Source organism: Synechocystis sp. PCC 7509 (assembly GCF_000332075.2).
Taxonomy (GTDB): domain Bacteria; phylum Cyanobacteriota; class Cyanobacteriia; order Cyanobacteriales; family Chroococcidiopsidaceae; genus Aliterella.
Window position 1 is genome coordinate 251343 of the sequence record NZ_ALVU02000001.1, and the last position, 17964, is coordinate 269306.

Here is a 17964-nt window from a genome sequence, read left to right on the forward strand (position 1 = left end):
TTGTGAATCCAACTATTTTCCGTCTGTCTCCTTTAATTAGGATTACGCTTTTAAGTCTCTATACGGCTTTGACTGCGCCCTTGCCTTTTTTATCGCAAGTTACAAGTTCGCCGATACCGCCTGCATTATTGTGGGTAGGAATCGGCTTAGGTGCGATCGCGCTATATGCTGCCCTTAGTGAAAGAGTAGTTTTAAGCGATCGCACTATTGATGTAACTTATCCTAATTGGGTTCCTCATTTTTTCCGCAAAGGCTGGTCTTTAGATTGGTCAGATATTAAGGAGTTAAAACCGCGCACTACAGGACAAGGTGGATTAGTTTACTATTTTCTCAGTAATGATGGTCAAGGCTATTTGCTCCCCATGCGCGTTGCTGGTTTTGCTAGATTGGTGAAGGAAGTAGAGGAAAAAACAGGCATTGATACCACCGATGTTAAACCTTTGGCGCAACCTTGGATGTATCTAATTTTGCTAACTTTTACGCTGCTGCTATTGTTGGTAGATGCTTGGACAATTACCAATGCGATCGCTCTGGGAAAATTAACCTAAATTATTTGCGAGTCATCCGTGCAAACAGCACAACTACGTTTAGATAAAGTTAGCCTATCAACACCTGTAGGTTCTCAATACTTACTCAAAGATGTTTCCTTTGAAATTGCTAAAACCGAACTTATTTGTTTAATTGGTGCTTCGGGTGCGGGTAAAACTTCTTTGTTAAGGTTGCTAAATCGTCTCAGCGAACCGAGTACGGGGACAATTTACTTAGAAGGTCAAGATTATCGCAGTATTCCAGTTATTCAATTGCGCCAACAAATTGTTCTAGTGCAACAAGAATCTAAATTGCTAGGAATGACTGTAAAAGAAGCTTTAGCATATCCCCTTAGTTTACGGGGATTAGACAAGGCGCAGATTGGGCAAAGAATACTATATTGGAGCGATCGCTTGCACATCCCCAACGATTGGCTAGAGCGGACAGAGGTGCAACTTTCAGTAGGACAGAGACAAACAGTTGCGATCGCTCGTGCTTTGGTAATTCAGCCCAAAATCTTGTTATTAGATGAGCCAACTTCAGCTTTGGATGCGGGTAGAGCTTCTCAATTATTGCAAGTATTGACCAATTTAGCGGCGGCGGGTGAAACTACAATTGTGATGGTAAATCACCAATTAGAACTAGCTCAAGCTTTCTGTCAGCGTCTTTTATACTTGGAAAATGGGCAATTGATTCACGATTTACCCAACACGCCAGACCTTGACTGGATTAAATTAAAACAGAACTTAGTACAAACAGAAATGAAAGCCGCCGAAGACTGGAATTAGCCGCCAGTAACAAGATTCCAGACTATTTGTGGTAGCTGGGTTATTTGTTGCCATAGGTCTTGATAACCGATACCAAATACTAATTGCAATGCTAGGATAATTGCGGTAATTGCGATCGCTGTAGTAGCTGTTGTCTTGACAATCTTAATTAGCGCTGTAAAAACTAGCCAAGATACAACCAAAGCTGCTATTAAAATGATTAGTTCAACAGGCATTGATATTCTCTCTATGCAAAACTCTACTACTATTAAAGATAAGACTTCGCCTTAGCTGTTGAGCATAAATTATGGATTCAACAATGCAATGGCACAAGCTTTTATCTAGTAGCCGCTTGGTAGAAGCTGTACCAAATATTCCCGATGCTGGACGGACGGTTTTTGAAAAAGATTTTGATAAAATTATCTTTTCCTCGTCCTTTAGAAGACTTAAAGATAAAACTCAAGTATTTTCTTTAGTTGAAAATGACTATATTCGCAGCAGGTTAACGCATAGCCTAGAAGCTTCTTGTGTGGGACGTACTTTAGGTACGCTTGTAGGTAGCGAAATTATTAAAAGGCATTACGCAGAGTTACAAAGTTTTCAAGCTAGAGATTTTGGCGATATTGTGGCGGCGGCTTGTTTAGCTCATGATATTGGAAATCCGCCTTTTGGTCATGCGGGAGAAGATGCTATTCAAGAATGGTTTAAAAGCGCAAAAGCCGAGAAGGTTTTATCTTTATTGTCCGCCAATCAGACAGAAGACTTTAAAAAGTTTGAAGGTAACGCTCAAGGTTTTAGAACTTTAGTGAAATTAGAAAATAGACCTTCTCTTAAAGGATTACAGTTTACCTGTGCGATGCTGGCAACCTTTACTAAATACCCTAGAGAAGCAGGAATTAATAGTAGCTTATTTAAAAAATATAATGCAATTGATAATAATAAAAGCACTAAAAAACATGGCTTTTTTCAATCGGAAAAAGATTTGTTTCCTCAAGTAGCTAAAGAAGTAGGATTAATTCCTCGTAATCAAAAAGCGGCTTGGTGGTGCAGACATCCTTTAGCTTTTTTAGTTGAAGCGGCGGACGATATATGTTATCACATTGTTGATTTGGAAGATGGGTTTCAGATGGGATATATTACTTATCAAGATGCAATTGCTTTGTTGCATGACATTTTAAAAGACGAAAGGCTAGATATAGTAACTGATGAGACAGAAAATATTAAGTATTTACGTGCTAAAGCAATTCATAAATTAATTACCGAAGTTAAGCAAGTATTTTTAGATTACGAAGATAAATTATTAGATGGAACTTTTGATAGTCCTTTTACTACGGAAATAGCATCAGGAGAGAAGCTAAAAGAAATAATTGATATTACGCGCAAAAATGTTTATGAGTCTTGCGAAGTTGTAGAGGTAAAAATAGCAGGGTATGAGGTAATTGGCGGCTTGCTAGAAGAATTTATCGCCGCAATTAGTGATGAAAATTTGTCAAAAAGCTATCTAATGAAGAAGCTAATTCCCAACTTTCGTGAGCAAGAAGATATCTATACAAAAATATTACAAGTTACCGATTATATTGCGGGAATGACTGATTCTTTTGCCGTGTCATTATTCAAGAAAATCAAAGGAATTTCTCTACCTCGCGGCGGGAGGTAGAGTTTTACTTAAAAATTACAGTATTTCCTGTTGAAGTTCTTTGATTTGCTCTAAAGCATCTTGGTAATCCTTTGTCCGATTTTGTTGCTTATAAAGACTTGCAGCTTGCTGAAAATCTTTGAGTGCTAGTTGATTGTTTTTTAGCTCAATGTACAGCAAACCTCGATTGTAATAAGTATCCGCAGCTTTCGGGTTGATTTGCAACGCTCGATCGAAATCTTTAAGGGCTGCTTGCGAATCGCCTAAACTAGCAAAAGCATTACCTCGGCTATTATAGGCTGAATAGTAATCTGGTTTTAGTTTTATTGCTTGGTTAAAACTAGAAATCGCCGCTTGATTATCTTTGATTCTACGGTAAGTAATACCTTGGTTGTAATAAACACTAGGATTTTTTGGATCGAGCCGTATAGCCTGTTTGTAGTCAGCAAGCGCAGCTTGAGGATCGCCTTGGTCATCAACAAGATTACCGCGATTTTCGTAAGCTGCGGCGTAACTAGGGTTTAGCTCAATAGCTTTAGTGTAATTTGCGATCGCAGCTTTGAAATCTTCTAGCCTTTCGTGGGTGATAGCTAAGTTGTAGTAAGTAGTGTAATTTTGGGGATTAATTTTTAGTGCTTGCTGGTAATCAGCGATCGCACCCGTCGGATCGCCATTATCATCTCTAGCGTTACCACGATAACCGTAGGCGATATCAGAATTGGGATTAAGTCGAATTGCTTGGGTTAAATCTGCGATCGCGCCTTTATAGTTTCGTGCTTCGTACTTCTGTATTCCTTGCTCAAGGTAGTCTTTATAGCTTAGTTGAGTAATCAGCAATGATAGTGGTTGAGCGCTAATAGCCGCAGGTTGTCCGCTCAAAATACCAATAATTCCAAAAATGGAGATGCTAGTTTGAAGGCGATTCATAGTTTTTTATATTTATAGAGTTAAGTCAGCAAATGCTTACTGGTATATAATCATACAATTTCTGGTTGTGGGATTCCAGATTTTTTAGACAAAGTTATAAATAGAACCAAGTCTGAGCTTTTTGTAATACAAATTTATTTTTTAATACTTAGGGCTTGGTATAGAGATTGAAGTTTAAAGTTATTCCAATTTAAAGCAACGGAGCTATTAATAATTAATTTTCCTTGTTTCAGGTTAGTAGTTAAACAAGAATTAGGCTGAAGATTATGAAAAAAGGCATCTAAAAGTTGTAATTGATTTCTTGGGAGAGTGTAATAAATTTTATCGCCTTCAACTCTACCTTGTTCTGGTAAAGCTTGATTGGGAATTTAACCGCCTAAAAATATCTTCCAACCCGCGATTAAAGAGCGGTATACAAGTGAATCAGTTTCAAACTGAGGCGGAGTCAATAAGTGAAGCTGACCTTCAATACAATCATCCTTTAAAGTTATTTTTTCAGGAGTGAAATGTATTTTTATTTGAATCTTATTATGCTCAACGAGGGCAATCAATCCTTCTTGTGAATCGGGAATCAAACTTGTTAGTTTATCAACTTTCAATTCTGCTTGTTGACAAAGAAGAATAACTGTTTTCTTTTTTAAAATCAATTTTTTTGCTGGCAAGTCAAAAACCGCATATTCTTCAATGAGTTTTTGTAATAGCTTGCCCGATTCTTGAAGCTTCGTTTTAGCTTTATCGAATATATTCATCTTTACTTATACAAATTTTTATTATCTAGAGTGGAAATCTGATATTTTTTAGTTAGTTACCCATCGGTTAGGTATTATTTTATTAAGCTTCTACTAGGTTTAATTCATCCTCGGATTCATCTCTAGCTTTGAAATACCAGTAAAGATTTGCAACAGTTAAGTCAGAGGCTTTTTCTAGGTTTGATGGTACTAAGCTTTTATGATTGGCTATTGCAGCTTGCTGAGTAATATAATTTTCATATTCTTGACGTAATTGTGATGTAAACATCATTGATAGCTGGTCAATTAAAGAAGTAAAATGAGATTTTTGATACAAAGTTTCATGACAGACTTGTTCAAATGGAATTGAATCATTAGTATCTGTGTTCTTTATTAATTCATCAGCACTAAAATCAGCACTTTCAAGTAGTTTGAGGTCAGATGATGGCAAAGTTTGCATCCAATCAATTTGATTTTGCCAGGATGCTAATGCAGCTAAATCGTGATTATGGATTCGGGTTAATTCAGGAAACAGAAAATTTAGCTCGTCTTCAGTTTCACAATTATTTATCACATTAAGGGCATCAATACGAATTTTAGCTTGAAGATGGGATAAGCGATCGCATACTGCGGCAGGTTCGTTTTGCATTTGATAAGTTGCAATAATTGCTTGGTCAATTGCCCAGGCACATTCTAAACGGCGCAGTTGTCCGGCGGAACAAGTAACTTGCAACAATTCCCGATTGTCGTAATCTGCCAAAGCTTGAAATAGCATTCCTCTAGCGCCATCAATTTCAGCATTTCTGCGGCTGGTATCTTGAATTTGCATTGCCGAACGCAAACGGTGAAGCGCTTGAGTAAATAAGCCATAAGCTCTAACTAAAATTGTGCGGTGGTTTTTAAAGTCAATATCCATCGCTACAAGTTCAATCAAATCTCTAATTTCTGCACCTTGGTCTTTTAAAGCTTGTTTGAGGTCAATAAAACCATCTTTGACTTCTATTCTGAGTTGTCCTACTTCCTTTCTCAGTTTTAATGTTTGGTGCAAATTCACGGCGGACAATACACCTACAGCAACCGTTCCTACGCCGATAAAGGCGGTTGTCGCTTGCAACACTCCTAAGCTGGACTGGATAGATTGCAAGCCTGCCTGAACTGCCGTAAATCCTCTATGGGTTTGATACATCTGCGCTGCTCCCATTGCCATCTGAACAGGACTAAATAAAGGTGATAGAGGGGTATTTTGAGCCATCATCCCGACGGCTTGAGCTACAAACGTTCCTGTAGAAGCATCTCTAGCCAAACCTATTGGGACTCCAGCAGATGTAAAAACCTGTAAATATTTGCCAGCTTCGATAGCCGCTTGAACAGTAGGCGTAAATTGGAAAAGCATAGCTCTGTTTGCGTTAGCTACTAATTTTTTTGAGCCTAACTTAAATATCAGATTGAAGATACCCGTATTTCCTCGGTACTTTGTCTCTAAATTTGGGAATACTAAGCTGAAAGCAACGTTATTAGGTTGATTAGTATGAATACTACGCCGATTGGAACTGAAACGATTGATTTGTTATCACGGATTACAGAGAGACAACAGATAATAGAAAAGATTGGCGAAGTAAGTGGGCGAGATATTAAAATTCGTCAATTAGGAGAGCGAATAATTGAGCAATCAATTGAGGAAGCCGAAGAATCTTGGAATAAATGGCAAGAAGGATTAAAAAATCGCTTAATTCAGAAATCTCAAAAATGGAATTCTCCACATAATCCTGTTTTTAGTCAAAAAGACTTAGTTAAAGATTATATCAAATGCTTTAATAGAGATTTAGGAGAGGAGATCGATTGCTGGGAACACCAAGAATTTGCAAGTGTTATTTTAAAACGTAATATTGCGGCTCTAAATACAAATATTAAACTAGAAATAAAAGCAGCAAAAGCTCTTTCTCAAAACAAAGAGCAACAATTACAAACTAATTTATATGAGCAAGTTAAACTGTCATTTATTCGTATAAATGATGATGTTGTAAGTAAAGGTTGGTTTTTAACTGACCCTGAAATATGTGCGTTACCTGATTTCTTTACCTTATTAAAGCTAGATTTGTATGGACTAGGAAAAAATAAAATTGTAGAATTGGGTTTTCAAAACTTTGAAACATCAAAAGAGAAGATTTATAAAAAATTGACTGAGATTGTCAAATCATTAATCAACAATAAAGTTCAAGCAGCTAGTCAAGTTGTTGAGCAAGTAATTTCGAGCTATGAGAACTTATTAGAACAGTAAAAAAAGGTGTATCAGTCAACATTATAACAACGTAAGGCTGAAAAAGATTGGATTGCCCAAAAGTGTCAAGAACTTAAGCAAGTACAAATAAAAATAGATAAAGAATACCCTGAAAGACTAGCAATAGCTTGGCTAGCCAGTTTATGTACAAGTAAACTAATTTTTAATCTGACATCATCCAGTTTCATCCAGTTGGAAATGCGATCGCATTTACCTGATTATCTATCTTAGATAAAGCAAGATGTGCGATCGCATTTTCAACAGCCGTTTAGAGAGTACACAAGTTTCGTTGGCGTTAAAATGAGAATCTCTTAGAGAATACAGGAGTTGTAAATGGTATTAACTAATCCTACTGCAAAGATTTCTCTGGATGAATTTTTGCAACTGCCAGAAACCAAGCCAGCTAGTGAATACATCAACGGTCAAGTTTACCAAAAACCCATGCCTCAAGGAAAACACAGTCTAATTCAAACTTATTTATCCGCAGCTATTAATCAGATTAGCAACCCTCAAAAGCGAGTTTTAGCGTTGACTGAGTTACGCTGCACATTTGATGATAGTGCAATAGTTCCAGATGTTACAGTTTTTGAATGGTCGCGTATTCCTTTACTGCCTGATGGGAGTATTGCTGATAGGTTTAATATTCCCCCAGATTGGGTAATTGAAATTCTCTCTCCAGACCAATCACCTAGCCGCGTTATCAGAAAAATTACTTTCTGTCTCAATCATGGTACAAAATTAGGCTGGTTTATCGATCCTAATGGTAGAGCGGTTACAGTGTTTCAACCAAACCAGACACCAGAATTTAAGGAAGGACAAGATATTTTACCTGTTTTAGATGTAGTCTCTGACTGGCAATTGTCGGTAGCAGATTTGTTTAGTTTCCTTTATCCTGGCTAAGTTTGCGCTTGTAGTTGGGCATATACGTCATCCTCGCTATTATCCCACACAGCATTTAAGGCAGTTTGGCTGCTTTGAACCCAAAAGTCTGTCTCATCGTCAGCTAAAAGTGTAACTTCCACTCTTGTACCTTCTGGGAGTTCTATTTGCTCCTCTAACTCAATTTTGCCGTGTTTGACAGTCGCCCAAATTTTTCTTAGCATTGCTATTGACTAAATTAAAAGATAAGTTTTTTACTAAACTATCAAAATTAAGCGATCGCACCTTTAACTAATTTACTTGCTGCTAATACTTCTTGTCTCGCCCAGTTGTCGGCGGCGATAATGTCATCTAATGAAGGATTTGGGCGATTATCAACGGAAAAGCGATCGCATACTTGCTCAATACAGCGCGGAATATCTAAAAATTCAATCTTTTCCTCTAAAAACAAGGCTACAGCTTGCTCATTGGCTGCATTTAATACCGCAGGCATAGAACCCCCCGCACGTCCGGCGGCGTAAGCTAGTTGCATACAAGGATATTTATCATGATCGGGGGCTTTAAAGGTCAAATTACCAGCTTTGACTAAATCTAGCGGTTCCCAGTCGGTGTAAATGCGATCGGGATAGGATAAGGCGTAAAGCAACGGTAAACGCATATCTGCCCAACCTAATTGAGCTAAAACTGATGTATCTTGCACTTCAATTAGTGAGTGGATAATGCTTTGAGGATGAATAACTATTTCAATGCGATCGTAGTCTAAACCAAAGAGATAATGAGCTTCAATTACTTCTAGCCCTTTATTCATCAAAGTAGCGGAATCGATTGTTATCTTGCGTCCCATTGACCAATTGGGATGTTTCAGCGCATCGGCAACTTTTACGGTAGCTAGTTTTTCTACAGGCAAATCTCGAAAAGCGCCCCCGGAAGCTGTAAGGATAATGCGCCGCAATCCACCTTCAGGAACGGCTTGCAGACATTGAAATATGGCTGAATGCTCCGAATCTGCGGGTAATAGTTTGACGTTGTGTTTTTTTACTAAAGGTAAAACTACAGGCGCACCAGCAATTAAGGTTTCTTTATTGGCTAAAGCGATATCTTTACCCGCTTCAATTGCTGCAATTGTTGGTAACAAACCCGCACAGCCTACTATACCTGTAACTACGGTTTGCGCTTCGCCATAACGAGCAACTTCAATTACTCCTGCTTCTCCGGCTAGTAATATGGGTTTGTAGTCAAGAAGTGCGATCGCCTCTTTTAATTGTGGCAACTTTGTCTCATCGCAAATAGCAACTATTTTCGGGCGAAATTGGCGAATTTGTGCCGCCAACATCTCGACGTTTCGTCCCGCAGCCAAACCCACAATCTCAAATAAATCGGGGTTTTGCGCCACAATATCTAATGTTTGAGTCCCGATAGAGCCAGTAGAACCTAATAGAGTAATCGCTTTCACAATGTTTCCCGCTTGCAGCAACTACTACTATAAAATTCTTCGGACTCTTTAGATCGTCAGGGCGGCATATTAGCACTGTTAGATAGCACAAAAATAATTATTTGCAAGTTGCCCAGCATACAAATAGGTTAATTTGTGTCAAGATTTGATGAAGTTAAAAGCCTAGAAGGTTAAGATTGAATGTAACTAGCTCTTTAGCTGACTTGATATTAAAAGTGTGAGATTTTCCCTAATCCAATTGACTATTTGCTTCAAGCTAGTGAATTAACGATCGCAAATAAATCAGGAGTTGTACTGCAATGACACAAGAAAACGCTGCTCGATTTTTTAAGTCTGTACAACAAGACCAAGGATTAAAGGCAAAACTAAAAGCCACTGACGACCCAGAAACATTTTTGCAGATTGCCAAAGAGCGTGGGTGTCAATTCACGCTGGCGGAGTTAGACGCGGCGATTTCTAAAATGTCTCATGAAGAAATGGCATCAGTGATTAATCCGGGTATATCACCAAGACGGCATTTAACACCAAGGTAGGCAAATAAAACCTAATAGAAAGCGATCGCATTTTAATTATGTGCGATCGCTTTTTTGTAGCTGAATCTTTTTATTTTCCCCCCTTTTTAAGGGGAGGCAAAAAGCGGTGTAGCTTTGCTTCCCGCTTTATTGCTGTGGGTTAGGGGGGATCGCCCTTAAACCAACTCCGAAGACGTTTCTACACTAGGCTGCATCTGTGGCTGGAACTGGAACAACGAGTAAACGACATTGCGATAAATATTCGTCATCATATCTAAAAACAGTTCGTAACCTTCACTCTTATATTCAACCAACGGGTCTTTTTGACCGTAACCGCGCAACCCAACCGACTCGCGCAACGCATCCATTTGTTGCAAGTGTTCGCGCCAGAGAGTATCTATTTGCTGCAAAATAAAGAACCGCTCGGCTTGGCGCATTAGTCCCGGCTGAATGCGGTCAACTTCTCCCTCTTTAATGTCGTAAGCAATCCTAACTTGCTCGTGCATGAAGGTTTTAATTTCAGTTATAGATAAATCCTCTAATTGATTTGGCTCTAAATCTGCCAGCAAATAGACAAACTCTTTAACCTTGCTCACTAAAGTAACTAAGTCCCAATCTTCCGAAGGCAAATCGGGATTGATGTAGTAATCAACAACATCATCCATTGTTTTTTCGGCATACTTAATTACTTGCTCTTTCAAGTCTTGTCCTTCCAAAACCCGGCGACGTTCGGCGTAAATAGCACGACGCTGGTTGTTCATAACTTCATCGTACTCAAACACCTGTTTGCGGATGTCGTAGTAGTAAGTTTCTACCTTTTTCTGTGCGCCTTCCAAACTGCGGGTAAGCATTCCCGACTCAATGGGCATATCTTCTTCAACGCGGAACATATCCATTAGCTTACCAACGCGATCGCCCCCAAAAATCCGCAGCAAGCTATCTTGTAAGCTGAGGAAAAATTTTGTAGAACCGGGGTCGCCTTGTCTTCCCGCTCGTCCGCGCAACTGGTTATCAATTCGCCGCGATTCGTGACGTTCTGTACCAATTACGTGCAAACCACCTAACTGTACTACTTCTTTATGTTCAGTATCGGTAAACTGTTCGTATTCTTGTTTAACTTGGTTGTAAGCTGCTCGTAAGCGTTGAATTACGGGGTCTTCAGTGGGGGCTTTTTCCGCCGCGACTGCCACTAAATCCTCTGCCTCTAATTCGGGCATACTCCGCTCTCCGTAGTGCTGTACGGCAAATTCTACGGCTTGCTTGAGTAGTTGCTCGGTTTCTTGAGATAGCTGAGTGGGGAATATTTGTGGCGATGCTTTCCAAGATTTGATTTTTTTGCCGGGTATAAAGCCTTGACCGCTTGTACTACTAGGAATGGGTAATCCTGAAGCCGTAGCCATGCCAAAAATGTCTTCATCTTCCGGTACAACAATCCGAGGCATAAAGTATTCTCGTAACTTTAACCGCGCCATATATTCAGAGTTTCCACCCAAAATAATGTCTGTACCTCTACCCGCCATGTTGGTAGCAATGGTTAAAGCGCCTCTGCGTCCGGCTTGGGCGATAATTTCTGACTCTCGCTCGACGTTTTCGGGTCTAGCATTGAGCAGGTTGTAAGGTATTTCTAGCTGATTTAGTAACGTGCTGAGGTATTCAGATTTTTCAACGCTAGTAGTACCTACAAGCACCGGACGACCCATTTCGTGCATTTGGGCGCACTCCTGGGCGATCGCATTCCATTTTCCTTCTTCGGCTTTAAAAACTACATCCGACAAATCTTGACGGCTGCGGGGTCTATTTGTGGGGACAATAGTTACTTCTAGCTTATAAATTTTCTCAAATTCTGCTTCTTCCGTCTTCGCCGTCCCAGTCATTCCGGCTAATTTATCGTAGAGCAAAAACAGATTTTGATAGGTAATTGTCGCCAAAGTCTGCGTCTCTGGTTGAATTTCTACCCCTTCTTTCGCTTCAATAGCTTGGTGCAATCCATCACTCCAACGTCTTCCCGGTAATACTCGCCCGGTAAATTCATCAACAATTACTACTTCATCATTGCGGACAATGTAGTTGACATCGGTGATAAATAATTCTTTAGCTTTTAAAGCATTAAAAATATAATGCGCCCAAGGATCTTCAGGATTAAATAAATCCGTAACTCCTAGTAATTTCTCGGCTTCGGCGAAACCTTCATCCGTTAACAACACATTACGAGCTTTTTCATCTACTTCATAATGATCGTCTTCTCCTGTCTTCAAAACTGCGGCTATTTGGGCAGCTTGTAAGTATTTTTCTGTAGGACGTTCTACCTGACCAGAGATAATTAAGGGTGTCCGGGCTTCGTCTACAAGAATTGAGTCTACTTCGTCAATGACGCAATAGTGCAGGGGACGTTGAACTACATCAACAATGGAAGTCGCCATGTTGTCGCGCAAGTAGTCAAAACCTACTTCGCTATTAGTTACATAGGTTATATCGCAGTCATAATTTTTCTTACGTTCCGATGGGCCCATTCCTTGCTGAATTAGCCCCACACTTAGCCCCAAAAAGCGGTGTACTTGTCCCATCCACTCTGCATCTCGGCGGGCTAGATAGTCGTTGACGGTGACAACGTGGACTCCTTTCCCTGTAAGCCCATTGAGGTAAGCGGGAAGGGTAGAAACTAGAGTTTTTCCTTCTCCGGTTTTCATCTCGGCGATTTGTCCTTTGTGCAGGATTGTACCGCCTAATAATTGCACGTCAAAATGTCGCAACCCTAAAACGCGCTTTCCAGCTTCTCTAACTACTGCAAAAGCTTCGGGGAGTAAATCATCTAGACTTTCACCTTTAGCAAGGCGTTGTTTAAATTCAGCAGTTTTACCAGTTAGTTGCTCATCGGAGAGGACTTGAATCTCCTCCTCTAACAGATTAATTTCCTTAACTGCGGGTTGGAATTTTTTGAGCTTACGAGCGTTCGGGTCGCCCAGCAAGGTTTTTAGCATGGCAGGTAAATATTTAGAATATATGTTTATTTGTGTGGAGTTATCAAAACTCGCCAAGAACTAACTTGTTCCAAATTATGAAACTAACTTAATCGTATCATTTCGACCTTAGCTAGGACTGTAGAGGGATGCGAAGTATTTTTGGGGTAATTACTGCCATTCGGGGCTTAAAGTGCGAAAATTGTACTCGTTCACCCCAGTATGACAGCCAGCGCAGCTACTTAATTCTAGGGGACGGGGTATTTTTACTTGAGGATGCAAGGCTTTAAAGTAGCGAGATTCACTAATTCTGTAAGGTATTTCTTCTTCGTCCTTGAGTTGAGAGCGTGAAAAAACTTGCAAGTATTGCCAAACTATTAGCCGTGCGGGGTCAACTAAGGGTTTAATAGTTACGCCGTAGTGTTGGGAATCTTGTAACACTCTTTGCCAAGTTTGCGTAGGTAGAACCGCCGGAGGTATACCAATATGACAACTAGCGCAGTTTTCTAAATATAGTTCTTGTCCTAATTGGTAGCGATCGGGAACTACATCAACTGTACCAATTTCTTCAGTAGGGATAGTTTGGGCGCTGGTAATGGTTGCAAGTCCCCAACCCATAGCTAAACTCCACAGCAAAATTAGCAATATTAAGAAAAAAGGCGATCGCGTTTGGGATTTAGGGCGGCGTTTTAGTTTAATTTTAGTTGGCATACTCAATTGTTATAACCGTTGTTGACTACTATGCAATTAATAGTCAACTACAATCAACCTATTTTCTTCGGCAACTTTTCTAATCTCCGTCCTCAAAGCCTTATGGCTTAAAGGCATTACGTTACTAGGAATACAAGTTAAGGCATTTGTTGCTCTTTTGGACAAAATTACCAGCTACCAAGCCTCCAAAGCGATCGCTTCAGTAACAACTTTTGCCTTTAATCCTTGCTTGAGCGCCTCTACAGGAGTAAGACTATCTAAGTAATTATTTGCTGAAGTTAGCCAATTGAGCTTAGTAAATTCTGAGCCAACAAGTGCTTTTAAAACCTCTGGTAAGCCGTCAATTACTCCATCTGCGCCAGACGGATCGAATTGCCATAATGGAAACTTCCACGCGCCATTGTCTTTAACGGCTAACAGCGATTTATTTTTAAGGCGATCATGGGGAGTTTGACGAGTTGTACCTAGTAATTTTGCAACTTCACTCGCTGTTAAAGAATTTTGTAGTAATTCCTTTCTCCGTTCAAAGTACCTCATCAGAGACGTTATCTCTAAAAGGGCTGCTTCTTGCTTACTATACTTTCGCCCTGTTAACTTGAGTGCTAATGCAGAGTCCACTTTAGAAACATTGAAAGTATCCAAAACTGTATCTATTGCTTTATTTATTGTGTCAATTTCTGAGGCGTGAAGCTTGCCAACAATTGCTTCAATTTTTCCGACAAATTCCTCTGTTGCTTTATCCCATTGCTCGATCTTCCCTTCATCTATAGGGGGTTTTGCTTTAAGTTTATATTCACGCTCTCTAATTGCCATCCTGCTAACTTTCTGTAAGAGATGTAAATATATTAGCAAAAGTGTAAGAGGTGTCAAATATATCGCAAGTATATTTTAAGGAATAGAAACTTGACGTAATAATTTCTCAACTACAGTTTTAGCTTTACGTCCCCCGGATGGGATTAGGCGATGACTTAGTACATGAGGCGCGAGTAATTTAATATCATCGGGGATAGCATAAGTGCGATCGCTCAAAAAAGCCAAAGCCTGAGTTGCTTTTTGTAATGCGATCGTCCCGCGAGGACTAACACCAAGGGCAATTTCTTCATCTTCCCGCGTCGCCCGAACTAAATCAAGAATGTATTGTTGCAAAGAAGTTTCAACTTTAACCTGGCTACATTGTTTGCGTAATTCTTGCACCTCATCCAAACTAATACAAGGTTGTAAATCTTCCACTTTTACACCCGCTTGTAAACGCTGCAACATTTGCAGTTCTTCGTTTTGGCTGGGATAACCCAAAGTTAAAGACAAAATAAACCGATCCATTTGCGCCTCTGGAAGCGGAAATGTACCTTGGTATTCAATGGGGTTTTGAGTTGCGATGACAAAAAATGGTATGGGAACTTTGCGAGAAACACCGTCAACCGTTACTTGCTGTTCTTCCATCACTTCTAGCAAAGCTGATTGAGTGCGGGGTGTAGCGCGGTTGATTTCATCTACTAATAGGATATTTGCAAATACAGGCCCAGGGAGGTACTCAAATTCGCCGTTTTTGGGATTCCAAATATTAGTTCCCGTAATGTCGGTAGGAAGCAAATCCGGGGTACATTGCAAACGTTGAAATTTGCCATCTACAGAACGTGCTAAAGACTTCGCCAGTAAGGTTTTACCCACACCAGGGACATCTTCTAGCAAAACATGACCACCACTAAGTAAAGCTACTAAAACTAGGCGTATGGCTTCTGATTTGCCAACAATAGTACGACCGAGATTTTCTGTTAAGGTGTCGAGAAGTTGTCTCACAGTAAAGGTGAAGTCTCCAAAGTAGCTTTGGCGCGATCGCAATCTATTTTAATCTGGTTTTTTAAAGCGTCCAATGACTCAAATTTTTGTTCTGGGCGCAAAAACTGTTCTAGTTCCACAGTCATTACTTTGCCATACAAATCTCCAGACCAATCTATCAAATATACCTCGACCGATTGATTTGTCCCGTTTACCGTTGGACGATTGCCAATATTCATTACCCCCGCCATCGGCGATTTAATCTCAGCAATGTAAGCTTTGACTGCATAAACGCCGTTACAAGGTAAAAATTTCTCAATTGGTAGGTCAATATTTGCGGTAGGAAAGCCGATAGTTCTACCTAATTGTTTGCCTGTAACTACTGTACCCACTAGACTGTAAGCCCGTCCTAAGAGGAGTTTGGCGCGATTTAAGTTGCCTTGTTCTAAAGCTTGACGAATGGCAGAACTACTAATTCTTTCGCCTTCGCAGTTATGTAAAGGTACAATGGTTGTCGGAATGCCATAGTTAGATGCGATCGCCCTTAAATCAGTGACTGTCCCAGTACGTCCTTTACCAAAGCAAAAATCTTGTCCGACGCTGATAGAGTGAGACTTCAATTGTTGTACTAAAATCTTTTCTACAAACTCTTGCGGACTTAAACACGCAAGTTCAAGGTCAAAAGGCAACAATATTAATTGTTCTACTCCTAATCTCTCTAATTCTTGTACCTTCTCGCTTTGAGGAGTTAACAGACTGCGACGTTTTCCCGTAAAAAATTCTTGAGGATGGGGATTAAAAGTTACAACTGTAGATACTGTTTCCTCTTGTTTTAGGACAGGTTGAATTACCTGCTGATGCCCACAATGTACGCCGTCAAAATTTCCCAGGGCAACAGCAGTAGGTTTTAAAGCTTTAATTAGAGAAGAAGTAACCCACACCTTTACATCTTGCCATAAATAAAGAAATGTAACGACAATTATTTACAAGGAAAATCAAATTTCTTGCTGGCTAACTCTTTTAACCCTAAAGCATAAGTAAGGTTATATTGCAAAGGAGTGATAGTAATATAATTGTTACGAATTGCCTCGACATCGGTAGGGACATCGGCGGGTAAATTTAAACCCGGTTCGGCTTCCACTTCTTCTAAAAGTTCGCCAGCTAACCAGTAGTAAGTTTTACCGCGAGGATCGACACGCTTTTCAAATACATCAATATAGCGGCGAATCCCCTGGCGAGTAATCAAAACTCCAACAATTTCCGATTCAGGGATAGCGGGAACATTGACATTAAGTAGCATTGAACCTAAAGGGGCAGTTTCCAGTTGTTTTAGCAAGCTAACGGCAAAATCCGCCGCAGGTTGAAACTCAGAACAGGAGAAGCTAGTAAGACTAATGGCAATACTGGGGATACCCTCAATTGTGCCTTCCATTGCTGCCGAGACTGTACCAGAATAAAGAACATCTGTACCTAAATTGCTACCTTGATTGATGCCAGAAACTACAAAATCCGGGGGACTATCGAGTAATGCCCATAATGCTAATTTAACGCAGTCGGAAGGAGTGCCAGAACAAGCCCAAGCTTTGATATTGGGGTGAAAAACCCCCGTTACAATGTCCGCGCGGATGGGTTGATGCAAAGTTAAACCGTGTCCGGTTGCCGATCGCTCTCGGTCGGGACAAACTACAGTAACATCATGATTGGCAGCAGCTAAAGTATTGGCTAAACTACGAATCCCTGGGGCAAAAATACCGTCATCGTTACTAATTAACAGTTTCATTTAGAGTAAAAATTATAAGACTATGAGCAATTTAGAAGCACAGTTAGAAACACTACGACAAACAGCCAAAAGTGCGATCGCCACTGCCGATACTTTAGAACGGATAGAGGAACTTAGATTAGTTTACCTTGGGAAGAAAGGGGAACTATCGTTAGTATTGCGGGAAATGGGCAAACTCAGCGCTGAAGAACGTCCCGTAGTAGGTGCGATCGCAAATACTGTTAAAGAAGCTGTGCAGACAGCTTTAGAACAGCGCCGAAACGAGTTACAAGCCGATTTAATAGCCGCGCAACTAGCCGCCGAAACCATAGATGTAACAATGCCAGCCGTTTACAGCCCTCTAGGGCGCGTTCATCCCCTAAACAGTACAATTGACCGCGTGCTAGATATATTCGTCGGCATGGGCTATACAGTAGCCGATGGGCCAGAAATGGAGACAGACTACTACAACTTTGAAGCGTTAAATTTCTTACCCGATCACCCAGCGCGGGATATGCAAGACACGCTATATTTGCCCGATGGTAATTTATTGCGAACTCACACTTCAAACGTACAAGTTCGCTACATGGAAGATAACGATCCGCCGATTAGAATTGCTGTACCAGGAAAATGCTACAGGCGCGATACAGTAGATGCTAGTCACGCGGCGGTATTCCATCAAATAGAAATTTTAGCAGTTGATGAAGGGCTAACTTTTACCGATCTTAAAGGAACAGTTAAAGAGTTTTTGCAACAAATGTTTGGCGATGTCCCAATTAGGTTTCGGGCGAGTTATTTCCCCTTTACCGAACCTTCGGCGGAAGTAGATATGGAGTGGAATGGGCGCTGGCTAGAGGTTATGGGTTGCGGAATGGTCGATCCAAATGTAATGAAAGCTGTAGGTTACGATCCTGAAGTGTATACCGGATTTGCGGCAGGTATGGGTGTCGAACGCTTGACAATGGTATTGCACCAAATTGATGATATTCGCCGCTTTTATGCCAGCGATTTGCGCTTTTTACAGCAATTTTAGGATAAATTTTGGTGTAGAGA

The 17964-nt window shown here is 40.3% G+C and carries 19 protein-coding genes; 7 read left to right on the top strand and 12 right to left on the bottom strand.

What is annotated here, in order from left to right; translation table 11 throughout:
* Nucleotides 1–2 precede the first annotated feature (2 nt).
* Both SYN7509_RS0201340 and SYN7509_RS0201345 read left to right on the top strand, forming a co-directional pair.
* Nucleotides 3–548, top strand: a complete 546-nt coding sequence (locus SYN7509_RS0201340) for a hypothetical protein (RefSeq protein ID WP_009633796.1) — start codon at nt 3–5, stop codon at nt 546–548.
* Nucleotides 549–566: 18 nt separating this feature from the next.
* A complete protein-coding gene (locus SYN7509_RS0201345; RefSeq protein WP_009633797.1) occupies nt 567–1316 on the top strand; it encodes an ABC transporter ATP-binding protein in 750 nt (249 codons plus the stop codon).
* Here the strand turns inward: SYN7509_RS0201345 and SYN7509_RS0201350 are convergent.
* On the bottom strand, nt 1313–1531 hold the full coding sequence (locus SYN7509_RS0201350; RefSeq protein WP_009633798.1) for a hypothetical protein: 219 nt from the start codon (nt 1529–1531) through the stop codon (nt 1313–1315). The genes SYN7509_RS0201345 and SYN7509_RS0201350 overlap by 4 nt on opposite strands.
* Nucleotides 1532–1602: 71 nt before the next feature.
* Here SYN7509_RS0201350 and SYN7509_RS0201355 point away from each other — a divergent pair, with 71 nt between their 5' ends.
* Nucleotides 1603–2952 (top strand): deoxyguanosinetriphosphate triphosphohydrolase, encoded by a 1350-nt coding sequence (locus SYN7509_RS0201355; RefSeq protein WP_009633799.1) that lies wholly within the window; start codon nt 1603–1605, stop codon nt 2950–2952.
* A 15-nt stretch (nt 2953–2967) separates the two neighbouring features.
* Here the strand turns inward: SYN7509_RS0201355 and SYN7509_RS0201360 are convergent, their stop codons facing one another.
* The 3 genes from SYN7509_RS0201360 to SYN7509_RS0201370 form a co-directional block, all read right to left on the bottom strand.
* Nucleotides 2968–3858, bottom strand: a complete 891-nt coding sequence (locus SYN7509_RS0201360; protein ID WP_009633800.1) for a tetratricopeptide repeat protein — start codon at nt 3856–3858, stop codon at nt 2968–2970.
* A gap of 368 nt (nt 3859–4226) precedes the next feature.
* Nucleotides 4227–4607 carry a hypothetical protein gene (locus SYN7509_RS30570; RefSeq protein ID WP_009633801.1) on the bottom strand — a complete coding sequence of 127 codons (381 nt, stop codon included), beginning with the start codon at nt 4605–4607 and terminating at the stop codon, nt 4227–4229.
* Between the two features lie 82 nt (nt 4608–4689).
* Nucleotides 4690–5979, bottom strand: a complete 1290-nt coding sequence (locus SYN7509_RS0201370; RefSeq protein ID WP_009633802.1) for a hypothetical protein — start codon at nt 5977–5979, stop codon at nt 4690–4692.
* 135 nt (nt 5980–6114) lie between these two features.
* Here SYN7509_RS0201370 and SYN7509_RS0201375 point away from each other — a divergent pair, with 135 nt between their 5' ends.
* Both SYN7509_RS0201375 and SYN7509_RS0201385 read left to right on the top strand, forming a co-directional pair.
* Nucleotides 6115–6864 carry a hypothetical protein gene (locus SYN7509_RS0201375; RefSeq protein ID WP_009633803.1) on the top strand — a complete coding sequence of 250 codons (750 nt, stop codon included), beginning with the start codon at nt 6115–6117 and terminating at the stop codon, nt 6862–6864.
* A gap of 333 nt (nt 6865–7197) precedes the next feature.
* Nucleotides 7198–7764: a Uma2 family endonuclease gene (locus SYN7509_RS0201385; protein ID WP_009633804.1), complete on the top strand. Its 567-nt coding sequence runs from the start codon at nt 7198–7200 to the stop codon at nt 7762–7764.
* Here SYN7509_RS0201385 and SYN7509_RS0201390 read toward each other — a convergent pair.
* A complete protein-coding gene (locus tag SYN7509_RS0201390; protein ID WP_009633805.1) occupies nt 7761–7967 on the bottom strand; it encodes a hypothetical protein in 207 nt (68 codons plus the stop codon). The two genes, SYN7509_RS0201385 and SYN7509_RS0201390, sit on opposite strands and share 4 nt — an antisense overlap.
* A gap of 47 nt (nt 7968–8014) precedes the next feature.
* Nucleotides 8015–9196: a 1-deoxy-D-xylulose-5-phosphate reductoisomerase gene (dxr, locus tag SYN7509_RS0201395; protein WP_009633806.1), complete on the bottom strand. Its 1182-nt coding sequence runs from the start codon at nt 9194–9196 to the stop codon at nt 8015–8017.
* 299 nt (nt 9197–9495) lie between these two features.
* On the opposite strand from dxr, the gene SYN7509_RS0201400 reads away from it, so the two are divergent.
* Nucleotides 9496–9729: a Nif11-like leader peptide family natural product precursor gene (locus SYN7509_RS0201400; RefSeq protein WP_009633807.1), complete on the top strand. Its 234-nt coding sequence runs from the start codon at nt 9496–9498 to the stop codon at nt 9727–9729.
* Between the two features lie 155 nt (nt 9730–9884).
* On the opposite strand, the gene secA is transcribed toward SYN7509_RS0201400, so the two are convergent.
* From secA to surE, 6 genes are all read right to left on the bottom strand, one after another.
* Complete coding sequence (secA, locus tag SYN7509_RS0201410; RefSeq protein WP_009633808.1) at nt 9885–12686, bottom strand: preprotein translocase subunit SecA; 2802 nt, start codon at nt 12684–12686, stop codon at nt 9885–9887.
* Between the two features lie 150 nt (nt 12687–12836).
* Nucleotides 12837–13376, bottom strand: coding sequence for a cytochrome c (locus tag SYN7509_RS0201415; RefSeq protein WP_028954035.1), 540 nt, complete (start codon nt 13374–13376; stop codon nt 12837–12839).
* Nucleotides 13377–13550: 174 nt separating this feature from the next.
* Nucleotides 13551–14189, bottom strand: coding sequence for a MerR family transcriptional regulator (locus tag SYN7509_RS30410; protein ID WP_009633810.1), 639 nt, complete (start codon nt 14187–14189; stop codon nt 13551–13553).
* A 75-nt stretch (nt 14190–14264) separates the two neighbouring features.
* A complete protein-coding gene (locus SYN7509_RS0201425; RefSeq protein ID WP_009633811.1) occupies nt 14265–15173 on the bottom strand; it encodes an AAA family ATPase in 909 nt (302 codons plus the stop codon).
* On the bottom strand, nt 15170–16093 hold the full coding sequence (locus SYN7509_RS0201430) for a bifunctional riboflavin kinase/FAD synthetase (protein WP_009633812.1): 924 nt from the start codon (nt 16091–16093) through the stop codon (nt 15170–15172). The genes SYN7509_RS0201425 and SYN7509_RS0201430 overlap by 4 nt, the downstream gene beginning before the upstream one ends.
* A gap of 38 nt (nt 16094–16131) precedes the next feature.
* On the bottom strand, nt 16132–16932 hold the full coding sequence (gene surE / locus SYN7509_RS0201435) for a 5'/3'-nucleotidase SurE (protein WP_009633813.1): 801 nt from the start codon (nt 16930–16932) through the stop codon (nt 16132–16134).
* A 22-nt stretch (nt 16933–16954) separates the two neighbouring features.
* On the opposite strand from surE, the gene pheS reads away from it, so the two are divergent.
* On the top strand, nt 16955–17944 hold the full coding sequence (gene pheS, locus SYN7509_RS0201440) for a phenylalanine--tRNA ligase subunit alpha (protein WP_009633814.1): 990 nt from the start codon (nt 16955–16957) through the stop codon (nt 17942–17944).
* Nucleotides 17945–17964: the final 20 nt, after the last annotated feature.